The organism is Bacillus sp. BB081, assembly GCF_008368895.1.
Lineage (GTDB): Bacteria > Bacillota > Bacilli > Bacillales > Bacillaceae_G > Bacillus_A > Bacillus_A wiedmannii.
The window spans coordinates 45,912-58,365 of record NZ_QOZX01000016.1 but is presented as its reverse complement, the minus strand read 5'-3'; the positions used below and the strand labels follow the sequence as shown (position 1 = coordinate 58,365).

Here is a 12,454-nt window from a genome sequence, read left to right as displayed (position 1 = left end):
TTATTCCCCTTTCGCTTCTAACTTTTTATAAAGGTCAATAAATTCTGCTGCTAATTCTTTTACTGTAATCGCATTCATTAAATGATCTTGTGCGTGAATTAAAAGAACACTAATCTCTGTTTTTTCTCCTCTTGCTTCTGATTGTATGAGCTCTGTTTGGAAATGATGCGCTTCATTAATCGCTTCTTTCGCCTTTACCATCGCTTCATCAGCCTCTGCCATTTTCCCCTGTTTAGCAAATTGAAGTGCCTCCATCGCAAAGCTTCGTGCATTACCACTATTTAAAATTAATTGGAATGGAATTTGTTCTGCTGTAGTCATCATAATTACCGCCCTCTCTATTATGGTTCAACCGATTTAAATACCCCTTCAGTTTGAACATTTCTATTAAATTATTATTTTATGAATGATAGTTTGGTGTTCTTGAAGATGGGTCTCATCTTTCTGAACATGATATAAAAGTTAGTTGTTCTGACGAGCTATAAAAACTCGTCAGAACAATACTTTTTAAAGTGATACTGAATTGTCGCTTCCTTTTGTTTCAGCTTTTGCAGCTTGTACATACGTACGGTCACACATTAATACGAATGGATAGTAAATTACTACTGCAATCGCAAAGTTTACTACTTGTAATGCTGCACCAGCGATGCTTCCGCCTGCTACAAGATAACCACTAAAGATTGGTGGCATTGTCCATGGAACTAAAGCAACTGTTTTTGGTACCCATCCTAAAGAAATTGCTGTATAAGAAGTAATTACTAATACAACTGGTGTAAGTACGAATGGAATGATTAACGCTGGGTTTAATACAATTGGTGTACCGAAAATAACTGGCTCGTTAATATTGAAGAAACCAGGACCGATAGATACGCGACCTACACCACGAAGTTGCGCACTTTTTGCAACAAGCATTACCGCTACTAAGAATGCTAATGTTGCACCTGATCCACCGATGTATACGTATACATCAAAGAATGGCTTTGTGAAAATGTGCGGTACATCATATGCAGACATACCATCGTTAAATAATTTAATGTTCTTTTCTAGTGCTGGTAAATAGATTGGGTCGATAATACCACCGATAATATTAGGACCATGTAATCCGAAGAACCATAATACATGAATAAGTAATGCGATAATAATTGCACTTGGTAACGTACCTGCTAAACCTTGTAATGGTAATTGAATTGTTTCAAATACGATTTTATGAATACTTGTTCCCGCTAATTTCACAGCTAATTGAATACTTGCTGTTGCGATTAAAATAACGAATGCTGGAACTAATGCTGCGAATGATTTCATTACTGCTGGTGGAACACCATCTGGCATCTTAATTGTAATATCCCTTTGAACAAAGAACCTGAATACCTCGGTTACAAGAAGAGCTACAATGATAGAAACGAATAAACCTTGTGATCCTGTCCAAGCTAAATCAATACCGCCTTCTTTTGGCGTTGTCGGAGATATAATAATTAATGCACCGAATGTAATAATTGCTGCTGACAACGCGTCTACACCGTAAGATTTCGCTAAATTATAACTTATTCCAACGGCGGCTATGAGAGCTAATATTGCAAAGGACCCTGTCCACATACCACCGCCGATATCTTTCCAAACATCCCCAAATGCACCCTTCATAAGTTTTTGGAATGCATCAACCGGTAGATTATTTATAAGTACTGCAAACGATCCAACTAAAATAAGAGGCATAACTGCGATAAAACCATCACGGATTGCAACTAAATGACGCTGCGATCCGATTCTTCCTGCGACTGGAACTAAATATTTCTCCATAAATGCAATAAATTTTTGCATTTCGCTTCCCCCCTAATTATTTTTTAAGTGTTAATGCGTGATCTAAAACTGCCTCTCCATTCATCATGCCGTAGTGCACTGGATTGATAACGTCGATTCCAACGTTCTTCTCATCAGCAAGCGTTTTCATTGAAGAAAGCATGTAACGAACTTGTGGTCCTAGTAATAATACATCTGCTTGATCGATATTGTTTTTTACTGCATCCCCAGATACAGCCCAAATCTTTCCTTCTAGACCGCGAGCTTTTGCAGCCGCTTCCATTTTTGTAACTAGTAAACTTGTAGACATCCCTGCTGAGCAACATAATAAAATATTCATTTGAAAATCCCCCTTGTGTAGTATAAAAAATTTATGTTTATTTATTTTTCTTTACGCTATTTATTAATGCAATTAGCGTGCCAACTTTTTAAAACCACTAAAATCAGCACTTTTTCGACTGTTTTCTTTGTGTGTTAACGCTTTCAATTAGTGTGTCCCCCCAAAAACACACAGTGTGTTATAAAACAAAACGCTTTTAACACATAACTGTATGAAAATAGATTAGTGTTTAGTTGTCTAGTTGTATTTAAAACAAAAAAAACACTAAAAAATTTTTTCACGCGTGAAAATCTAGTAAAAATAAACCTCTCTTGAACACACTCTTCTATCTATTGTCCAAGCCAACTCTACTAAATTACATAGAATAGAATAAAATAACACAATTCGAAAGGGGATTCCTATGCCAAAACATAGAAAACAAAGCAAAATAAAGATTTATAGAATAACAAGCTATAAAAAAGACAAGCGCTCTGAATTAGACTATGACAAATTTGAACTAGAACAACAGGAAATAGAAAACAAACAGGACAAACAGGACAAGCAAGTACAATCGGAAAATGTAATCATAGTACCCACAAATTCACACAGCTTAGATATATGGGATGAAATTTCTCTAAAGGAAATACAAGCTGGTGAACATACAAATTTATTTGCGGAACAAAGTAATTATCAAAATATTACTTTGTTACAAGTAAGCGATGTCCGTTTATATTTGGACAAGCAACTACAATTTAGTTCCGTTGATGAGCAAATTTATCATGAAGCACTTGTACATCCAATTATGTCAAAAGTAATTGATCCAAAACGTGTTCTTATATTAGGTGGTGGCGATGGTCTTGCCTTACGAGAAGTTTTAAAATATGAAACTGTACTACACGTAGACCTTGTTGACTTAGATGGATCGATGATTGATATGGCTCGTAATGTTCCTGAATTAGTTTCTTTGAACAAAAGTGCATTTTTTGATAATCGTGTAAATACACACGTATGTGATGCAAAAGAATTTTTAAACTCTCCTTCCTCTTTATACGATGTCATCATTATTGATTTTCCAGACCCAGCGACAGAGTTGTTAAGTACTTTATATACAAGCGAACTTTTTGCTCGTATAGCTACATTCTTAACAGAAGGTGGAGCATTCGTCTGCCAATCTAATTCACCTGCTGATGCACCACTAGTATATTGGAGTATCGGTAACACAATTGAACATGCGGGATTAACTGTGAAAAGTTATCATACAATCGTTCCTTCTTTCGGAACTGACTGGGGATTTCATATTGCTGCTAACTCTGCCTATGTACTCGATCAAATTGAACAATTATATGTTGTGCCAACCCCTCGAACATTACCTTCTCTTCTTGCTCCTTTGTTTCAATTTCAAGAAGAACATTTAGAACAACGTAATCTCGCTCTTCTAAACTCAGAATCGAATCTTATCCTACATCAATGTTACAAAAAGGAAATGGAGTTTTGACGATATTATAGTGAGGAGTGCTACCTTATGGAATACTCTACTTTCGGTAAGCATATAATAGTAGATTTATGGGGAGTGGACTTTTCTTTATTAGATGATGTTCACTTTTTAGAACATCATTTAGTTAACGCTGCTGCTCTCTCTGGTGCCCATGTTTTAAACGTAAGTGCAAAAGAATTCGATCCGCATGGCGTTACTGTTTTAGTTTTACTGTCAGAAAGCCACCTTTCCATTCACACTTATCCAGAAAAAAACTTTGCAGCCATTGACTGTTATACGTGCGGTACAACCGTTGAACCGCAAATAGCGATTGATTATATCGTAAGTATATTAAAACCAAATGAGATGCATATAAAAAAACTAATTCGTGGTATAGGAGAGATTGTTACTACCGATTAAATATCACTCTTACTCATTTGTAAAAAGGAGGATTGCAAATACCATCAGTGGAACGAACAATCCACTGATGGTACAGACACATACATAAAAAAACCTTGCATACGCAAGGTTCATTCAGTCGCTGACATCTTCCTATATAATTCTACAAATTCACTGGCTAATTCCTTCACCGTAATCGCGTTCATTAAATGATCTTGCGCGTGCACCATTAGAAGAGTAACTTCGGTCTTTTCACCACCAGCTTCTTTCTGTATGAGCTCCGTTTGTACACGGTGCGCCTCTTTTAATTCCTCTAACGCTTCTTGTAATTTCGCTTCTGCTTCTGTAAACTCTCCACGCTTTGCACAATCAATTGCTTCCATTGAACAACTTCTCGCATTTCCCCCATGCAAAATTAAATGAAAAGCTTTCGTCTCTATCGTATCCATTTTAGTTCTCTACTCCCCCTTTTCTTCCGCTACCTTTTGTTTATCCCATATTTTTAAGAACGGTAAATAAATGAAGAATGCAAGCGCAAAGTTAACAAGTTGTAAAACAACGCCTGAAATTTTCCCGCCCGATCCTAAATATCCACTAAATAGAATTGGTGTCGTCCAAGGTACAGCAGCTCCACTCGGGCGAGCAACTAATCCCCATTCCATTGCAAAGTAAGAAACAATTGTTAACACAACTGGAACCAATATAAATGGAATTAATAAAATTGGGTTCATTACAATTGGCATACCAAAAGTTACCATCTCATTAATATTAAATATGCCAGGAGCAATTGACAATCTCCCTAAACTTTTTAATTGCTGACTTCGCGCAAATAGTAACATTCCTACAACTAAAGCAAGTGTTGCACCGGAACCGCCCATATAAATCCATAAATCAAAAAACTGTGCGGTAATCGTATTTGGTACATCTTGCCCTGCTTGAAAAGCAACTCGATTTTGATCCATTAACGATAACCAAACGGGGCTCATTACACCACCAACAATAGTAGCACCATGAATTCCACACGACCAAAGAACATGAACGAGAATAACTGCTATTATTGCGCCCCAGAGACTAGCACCAAGTACACTAAGTGGTTCCTGTAAAATTTGCCCTACAATATTATGGATACTGCCAAAAGAAGTATTTTCTATAATTAAGCGTAAAATCCAAATAACCGTTACAACAATAAATCCTGGAACAAGTGCCGCAAATGAACGCGTCACAGCTGGTGGAACTGTCTCTGGCATCTTTATAATTATCTTTTTTTGTACAATAAACCGATAAAGTTCAGTAGATATAAGTGCAATAATCATTGCTACAAACAACCCTTGGCTTCCCATTAATGCTGCTGGGATAGCACCTTCTACAAGTACACTCTCTTTTGTACTTGGTATAATATATGCGACTTGAAATGGTGTCGCAAGTAAAAACGTCACAAGCGACAATGCCCCGGATGCTAAAGCATCCACTTTATAATACTCCCCAAGCCTGTAAGCGATTCCAAAAACAGCTATTAAAGCCATTATATTAAAAGTTGCACTAACTGGATACCCCAAAGCCCTCTGCCAATTCTCCCCAAACAAACCTGCCATAAAATCATTGTATCCTGGTATTGGTAAAGCACTAATAATAAGAAAAAATGATCCAATAATTAAGAACGGCATCGTCAAAATAATCCCATCACGAATTGCTTGCAAATGCCTCTGTTCTGCAACCTTCCCCGCTATTGGCATTACATATTTCTCTAAAAACTGTATCATCTATCCCACTCTCCTCATTGTTTCATGGACAAAGCTGCTTGTAAGATAGCCTCTCCATTACAAAGTCCGTAATGGACGGATTGAATGACATCAACAGGTATTCCCTTCTCCTTACATAATTCTTTCATTTTCGGTAATAAATAACGTACTTGCGGTCCAAGTAAAAGTACATCAGCTTCATCTATGTGACTATTTACTTCAGAACCTGATACAGCCCAAATCTTTACCTCTATCCCTTTTGCCTCTGCTGCTTTCTCCATTTTTGTAACAATCAAACTGGAAGACATTCCCGCTGCACAGCAAAGTAAAATATTCATCCCTTTTCCCTCCCCCTTTTTCCAAACCTAAGTTACGGTGCATCCTTTGCCACCACTAGGTTACAAATATATATGTCTAGATTTCCTGCTGTATGCCGAGCTTAAAAACAAAAATTTCTCGGTTTTCACGCTATTCCATCTATCATTATTCTCCTAGTAAAGAGGACTCTAACTCGCTATAATAATTCAGTATGATTTTTTTAATTGATAGGAGGATATATTTATGAAGGCATATCGCTTTCCACTTATTTTATTATCTTCTATCCTAATTGGTGGTTTCATTGGTTATTTCATGGGTGCCGATGCAGTTGCTTTAAAGCCGCTTGGTGACATTTTCTTAAACTTAATGTTTACGATTGTTGTACCTTTAGTGTTCTTTAGCATCGCATCATCTATTGCTAATATGGATGGATTAAAACGTTTCGGTAAAATTATGTCTAGTATGGCTGGGACTTTCTTATTTACAAGTATTTTAGCTGCTATTTTTATGATTATTGTCGTGAAAGTATTCCCGCCAGCACAAGGTGTTGTATTAGAACTAACACAACCTGACAAGGCTGACAAAGCTGTTAGTGTTGCTGATCAAATTGTTGGTATTATAACAGTATCTGACTTCTCAAAGTTACTATCTCGTGAAAATATGTTAGCTCTTATTTTCTTCTCTATTTTAATGGGGGTTGCAACTTCAGCAGTTGGTGAAAAAGGAAAGCCATTCGCTACATTCTTACAAGCTGGTGCAGAAATTTCAATGAAAGTTGTATCTTTCATTATGTACTACGCTCCAATCGGACTTGCTGCTTACTTCGCGGCATTAGTTGGTGAATTCGGACCACAACTTCTTGGAACTTACTTCCGAGCAGCAATGGTATACTATCCAGCGTCTCTAATTTACTTCTTTGTATTCTTCACGTTCTATGCATACCTTGCGGGTCGCAAGCAAGGTGTACAAATATTTTGGAAGAACATGGTATCTCCTACAGTTACATCACTAGCAACTTGTAGTAGTGCTGCTAGTATTCCAGCGAACTTGGAAGCAACGAAGAAAATGGGTATCTCTTCTGACGTTCGTGAAACAGTTGTCCTTCTTGGATCTACACTTCATAAAGACGGATCTGTTTTAGGTGGCGTATTAAAAATTGCTTTCTTATTCGGTATTTTCAACATGGAATTCGAAGGACCGAAAACATTAGCAATTGCACTTGTTGTTTCTCTATTAGTAGGAACAGTAATGGGCGCTATTCCAGGTGGTGGTATGATTGGTGAAATGTTAATCGTTTCTCTATACGGCTTCCCGCCAGAAGCATTGCCAATTATCGCAGCCATTAGTACAATCATTGATCCTCCTGCAACAGTGTTAAACGTAACAGGAGATAACGCTTGTGCCGTAATGACAGCTCGCCTTGTAGAAGGTAAGAACTGGATCAAAAACAAATTTGCTTAATAAATAGAAAGAGGATGCTCGTTTGGAGCATCCTCTTTTTTTCGTTATTTGTTGATAAGTCGATATATTGAAAAAATCGTTGATATATTTGAAGTTATAATAGATATATCCGAAAAATCGTTGATATATTTGAAGTTATAACAGATATATCCGAAAAATCGTTGATATCTCCTCCCGCCACAAATTTGTTAAAATCTTCACAAATATTCCACATCCATTATCCATTCTCCGTACTATAATCATGTATGGAAAAGGAGATGGACATAATGACACAAAGCGCACCAGAATTTAAAGTTTTGCAAAGCATTGCATTCCTTGCTGTCGTTTTGCAAAGTTCGTTATTATATACAATGAATCAAGGAAATGTCTTACTTGAGCAATCTCTCATTATGGGCATGCTATTCAACCTTGCAAAATTTTCGGCACCTGCATTCATATTTATCGTTGGATTTCATTTAATTCGTCACTATACAAAGCAATTAGTATACAAAGAATATATTTATGAAAAAGCCGCACATTTACTCATTCCTTATTTCTTCTGGTCTATTCTTTACTTATTAACAACAAACGATATGATTACACTACAAAGCGGAATCAAAAGTTTATTACTCGGAACAGCCGCACCCCATCTTTGGTACGTAATTATGATGTTCCAAATTCACTTATTGTTCCCTTTACTATGTACACTATTTTATTGGTTTCAAAAACGAACAGAAAATAAAAAAGACATATATAAATATATGACCATCTTTGCTTGTCTATATTTCCTATTAATGTGGTATTCTTCGCACTACATTTTTAATGGGGAGAAATTGACTAGCTCAACCATTTTACATTATACAGATCGTTCCTTCTTCTTCTACTCATTCTATTTCGTCATGGGAGGAATCGCTGCTGTAGCGCTAAAAACATGGCGTACATTTGTCATGAAACATATCCCGCTTATCACAATATTATTTTTCATCTTATTTTTATTCATCAATTATGAGTTATTTAGTTTTTACGGAGCAAACTCTATTCATTTAACTGTTTCGACTTATTTAAAACCGTCTATGTTTTTATATATCGTATGCGAAATTATTATACTTTACGTGCTGTCTATTACAATTGTACAGCGACGTGGTTTCTTATATAAAGCTTTACGATTTATCGGGAATTACACGTATGGTGCTTATTTAGCTCATTTTTTCTTCTTGCAACTATGTACAAAATTCCTTTCTTTGTTCACACTGCAAGAAAACACAATATTATATAGCCTATTATTATTTACAATAACGGCCACAATCTCAATTTCAGCAATGGTCATTTGCAGTACACTACCATTTCATACATGGATTACAGGACCTTCTCCTACGAAAAATGTGAAATGGGCTAACATTGTACTTCGGAAAAATCACGAAAAGGTATTCAAACCATATCTTTGATATAATAGAATTCCATACAAGAAAAGAAAGTAGGACACACCTATGATTAATCAAATTGGACAAATTATGTTATATGTAAATAATCAAGATGAAGCAGTACAATTTTGGACTGAGACAGTAGGATTCCAAATTATTGCGGAAGAAAATAACGGACAAGGCTTTCGCTGGATTGAAATTGCACCAACGAAAGAAGGAGGCACAAGCATCGTCCTTCACGATAAAGCGTTAATTGCGAAGATGCAACCTGAATTAAACTTAAATACACCTTCACTTATGTTCTTCTCTAATAACTTAGATCAACTGTATAAAGATCTTTCTGAGAAAAACGTTACAGTTGGACAAGTTGTAGATTTACCTACTGGTAGAGCATTCAACTTTGCTGATAATGAAAACAATTACTTTGCGGTAATGGAGCGTAAATAAAAAAGAAGCTATCCTAAAAAAACGGATAGCTTCTTTCATTTTAAGAAACTTGTTCTGCATTCGTTTCCCTATGTTGTATATGACTCGTGATCCAAGCAATTCCGCCAGCAACAACGAGATAGCATAACAATATTAAAATTTGCATTTGTAATTGTGACCAATCTCCTAAAGAGATAACATCTTGTAATCCTCTAAGAGAATGGGACATTGGGAGAAACTGTCCAATTTTGCTAAGAACAGCTATATTTAATTCTCCTGGGAAAGTACCCCCGCTCGTCGCTAATTGCAGGACGAGAAGCGTTACTGCTAAGAACTTTCCAACAAGACCAAATACCGTTACTAGCATAAGAATAAATGTCATGAACGTAAAGGAAATAACGATACTTGATAAAACAAAGAGTGGCACACTTGCAACTTCTAATTTCATAACTCCTAGCACAGCCACATCCACAAGTAATGCTTGAATAAGTCCAATTAAATATACCAATCCTAGTTTATTAATAAAATGTACTGTTCCGCTTACCTTCATATTTTGTCTACGGCCAAGAGGTAAAATATTCGATGCCATAATTCCGCCAACATAAAATGCAAGGGATAAGAAATATGGCGCAATACCTGAACCGTAGTTAGGTACGTCCGAAACTGTTGACTTCACTAACTGAACTGGCTCTGAGAACATCGTATTACGTGCATCATCATTGCGAACATCCGCTATCTTCTCTGCGCCCTCTCCCAATTTCGTAGAAAGTTCTTTCGCACCATCGTCAAGTTTAACAAGTCCGTTCGTTAACTTATCAGCACCATGATTCAGCTCTGTTCCGCCACTCGCAAGGTGATTTACACCTTCTTGTAATGATGTAAATCCATTTCCCCATTTCGTAAATCCGTCAGCTACATTCGCAGCACCCTCTGCTATCTTTTTCGTTCCAGCAGTAGCTTCGCTTAACTTAACTCCGAATGTATTCATACCTTCTTCAATCTTATTCTGACCGTCAGCAAGCTTCTTCGCACCTTGTGTCAATTGTTGTTGGCCACCATTTAAAGCGTTTGTTGCTTTAGCTAATCCGTTAGAAGTAGCAATGATCTTTTGAAAAGCAGGATCTTGCTGCACTTCCGGATGACTTTTCACGTACTCTTCTAATTGTTGTTTTACACTATTTGCTGCATTGTCCGCTTTCACTTGCCCTTCAGCAAGTTTCTCACTTCCGTTCACCCATTCATTTGTACCAGCACTTAATTCCCTAACCCCTGATTGTAAAGTTTTTTCACCTTGCGCTAATAACTCCATACCACTATGAAGTGAGGTTGCCCCTTCACTCAGCTCATTTGCACCGCCACTTAAGGCAGATTGGCTAGAAGCAAGTTTTTCACTTCCCTCTTTCACTTTTGATGCCCCGTCACTTAAACGATGAATACCATCTGCAAGCTCATTCGTCCCATTTTTTGCATCTGTCGTTCCTTCATGCAGCTTCTCAGCACCATTACTTGCATCACTCAATCCTTGTGCCAAATCTTGAAACTTTGAAAAGACACCTTCTGTATAAGATTTCGTAATACTATTTGAAATTTTTGTTTTCATATTTTCCACAGCCGTCGTTCCAATTTGAGCTGCTACAAAGTTTTTACCCGGATTTACTTTGTACTGAAGCTGCGCTGGCTCTGGTTTCTCATCCATAAGTGTACTTACCTTTCGGGAGAAATTCTCTGGAATCGTAACGACCATATAATACTTATCTTCTTTTAGCCCTTCATCAGCATTTTTTTCTGATACGAAATGAAAAGCCAGTTCCTTATTCTCTTTTAAATTTTTAACAAAATCGTCTCCTGCATGAATTGTTTTTTCATCCATCGCAGCACCCTTATCTAGATTCACAACCGCAACAGGTAATTTATCTAATCGTCCGTACGGATCCCAATATCCAGCTAAAAAGAATCCTGAATAAATTAACGGAACGATTAATAAAAAAATTAAAGCGATACGTCCATGTTTATGGTGCCACATCGCTTTCCAATCTTTAAATATAAGTTGAATTCCTTTCATGAAACATACTCCTCTTCTAATTTAACACCCTTCGAATGGTTTAACAGATTTACTATACACGTCACTTTCCATACTGTATAATACATCTTTAATTATCAATTCATTCCTTTTGGTCTATAGAAAGGAGAGTCAATATGGAACTTCTTCAACTAAAATACTTTCAGACAGTCGCACGATTAGAGCATATGACAAAGGCCGCTGAAGAATTGCATATCGCACAACCTTCGCTCAGCAAAACAATTGCTAGATTAGAAAAGGACTTAGGCGTCCCTTTATTTGATCGCCAAGGTCGACAGATTACATTAAACTCTTTTGGAAAAGTGTTTTTAAAACGAGTAGAGCGCATTTTTCATGAATTAAGTGAAGGCGAAAGAGAAATTAAAGATTTAGCTGAATTACAACAAAGCTCTATTACACTGGCAGTTTCTATCCCGAGAATATTACCAGAACTACTCGGCTCTTTTTTACTAGAACATCCTAACGTTCGATTCCAGCAATTTCTCGCATCTACTCCTTCTATGAAACGACAACTAGATAATATAGAAATCGACTTTTGCATTTCTTCTGTGCCAATTGAAGGCGAGGAAATTATGTGGGAACCACTTATTACAGAAGAAATTTTCTTAGTCGTCCCTTCAGGTCATCGTTTATCAGAACGCGAAAGTATCCATCTGCATGAAGTAAAAGACGAACCATTTATTAGTATGAACACTGGTTACGGATTTCGGCACTTAACGGATAAATTTTGTAAAGAAGCTGGCTTCACTCCACATATCGCTTTTGAAGTAGATGAACCAACCGTGATTAGCGACCTTATTAAGCAAGGTCTCGGCATCGCGTTTGTCCCAAGTTTAACTTTATTAAAAAACTCTACTTTAGCATTAAATAAGTTACGTATTATTGAACCAAATTGCGAGCGAACCATCGGCTTAAGTTGGTCGAAGAAACGCTACTTATCAAAAACCGCTCAGCAATTCCGTAGATTCGTAATTGACTACTTCTCCAATATTAGAACGTAAAATTATATCGACTTAGTAAAAAATAGAAGGTGCCACCTCCAGA

Annotated in this window: 13 protein-coding genes; 6 read left to right on the top strand and 7 right to left on the bottom strand. The window is 36.8% G+C overall.

All coding sequences use genetic code 11. The features are described 5' to 3' along the window. The 3 genes from DN394_RS08210 to DN394_RS08200 form a co-directional block, all read right to left on the bottom strand. On the bottom strand, positions 1-324 hold the full coding sequence (locus tag DN394_RS08210; RefSeq protein ID WP_000989050.1) for a PTS lactose/cellobiose transporter subunit IIA: 324 nt from the start codon (positions 322-324) through the stop codon (positions 1-3). Positions 325-507: 183 nt separating this feature from the next. Then, on the bottom strand, positions 508-1,815 hold the full coding sequence (celB, locus tag DN394_RS08205) for a PTS cellobiose transporter subunit IIC (protein WP_001168850.1): 1,308 nt from the start codon (positions 1,813-1,815) through the stop codon (positions 508-510). 16 nt (positions 1,816-1,831) lie between these two features. Continuing rightward, on the bottom strand, positions 1,832-2,134 hold the full coding sequence (locus DN394_RS08200; protein ID WP_149293729.1) for a PTS sugar transporter subunit IIB: 303 nt from the start codon (positions 2,132-2,134) through the stop codon (positions 1,832-1,834). A 400-nt stretch (positions 2,135-2,534) separates the two neighbouring features. On the opposite strand from DN394_RS08200, the gene DN394_RS08195 reads away from it, so the two are divergent. Continuing rightward, positions 2,535-3,608 carry a polyamine aminopropyltransferase gene (locus tag DN394_RS08195; protein ID WP_149293728.1) on the top strand — a complete coding sequence of 358 codons (1,074 nt, stop codon included), beginning with the start codon at positions 2,535-2,537 and terminating at the stop codon, positions 3,606-3,608. 27 nt (positions 3,609-3,635) lie between these two features. After that, positions 3,636-4,007: an adenosylmethionine decarboxylase gene (gene speD, locus DN394_RS08190; protein ID WP_149293727.1), complete on the top strand. Its 372-nt coding sequence runs from the start codon at positions 3,636-3,638 to the stop codon at positions 4,005-4,007. Positions 4,008-4,117: 110 nt separating this feature from the next. Here speD and DN394_RS08185 read toward each other — a convergent pair whose 3' ends face one another. The 3 genes from DN394_RS08185 to DN394_RS08175 are packed head-to-tail and all read right to left on the bottom strand — an operon-like array spanning position 4,118 to position 6,063. Continuing rightward, on the bottom strand, positions 4,118-4,435 hold the full coding sequence (locus tag DN394_RS08185; RefSeq protein WP_000379644.1) for a PTS sugar transporter subunit IIA: 318 nt from the start codon (positions 4,433-4,435) through the stop codon (positions 4,118-4,120). A gap of 9 nt (positions 4,436-4,444) precedes the next feature. Continuing rightward, positions 4,445-5,746: a PTS cellobiose transporter subunit IIC gene (gene celB, locus DN394_RS08180; protein ID WP_149293726.1), complete on the bottom strand. Its 1,302-nt coding sequence runs from the start codon at positions 5,744-5,746 to the stop codon at positions 4,445-4,447. Between the two features lie 14 nt (positions 5,747-5,760). After that, on the bottom strand, positions 5,761-6,063 hold the full coding sequence (locus tag DN394_RS08175; protein ID WP_001023536.1) for a PTS sugar transporter subunit IIB: 303 nt from the start codon (positions 6,061-6,063) through the stop codon (positions 5,761-5,763). A 223-nt stretch (positions 6,064-6,286) separates the two neighbouring features. On the opposite strand from DN394_RS08175, the gene DN394_RS08170 reads away from it, so the two are divergent. From DN394_RS08170 to DN394_RS08160, 3 genes are all read left to right on the top strand, one after another. Further along, the gene (locus tag DN394_RS08170; RefSeq protein WP_097915575.1) at positions 6,287-7,504 is read left to right on the top strand and encodes a dicarboxylate/amino acid:cation symporter; all 1,218 of its coding nucleotides are present in this window, start codon (positions 6,287-6,289) and stop codon (positions 7,502-7,504) included. 266 nt (positions 7,505-7,770) lie between these two features. Continuing rightward, a complete protein-coding gene (locus DN394_RS08165) occupies positions 7,771-8,928 on the top strand; it encodes an acyltransferase (protein WP_149293725.1) in 1,158 nt (385 codons plus the stop codon). Between the two features lie 42 nt (positions 8,929-8,970). Then, positions 8,971-9,351, top strand: coding sequence for a VOC family protein (locus DN394_RS08160; RefSeq protein ID WP_046960095.1), 381 nt, complete (start codon positions 8,971-8,973; stop codon positions 9,349-9,351). Between the two features lie 40 nt (positions 9,352-9,391). Here DN394_RS08160 and DN394_RS08155 read toward each other — a convergent pair whose 3' ends face one another. Then, a complete protein-coding gene (locus DN394_RS08155; RefSeq protein WP_098704957.1) occupies positions 9,392-11,392 on the bottom strand; it encodes a YhgE/Pip domain-containing protein in 2,001 nt (666 codons plus the stop codon). A gap of 134 nt (positions 11,393-11,526) precedes the next feature. On the opposite strand from DN394_RS08155, the gene DN394_RS08150 reads away from it, so the two are divergent. Next, positions 11,527-12,411 carry a LysR family transcriptional regulator gene (locus DN394_RS08150; protein WP_149293724.1) on the top strand — a complete coding sequence of 295 codons (885 nt, stop codon included), beginning with the start codon at positions 11,527-11,529 and terminating at the stop codon, positions 12,409-12,411. The last annotated feature ends 43 nt before the right edge of the window (positions 12,412-12,454 follow it).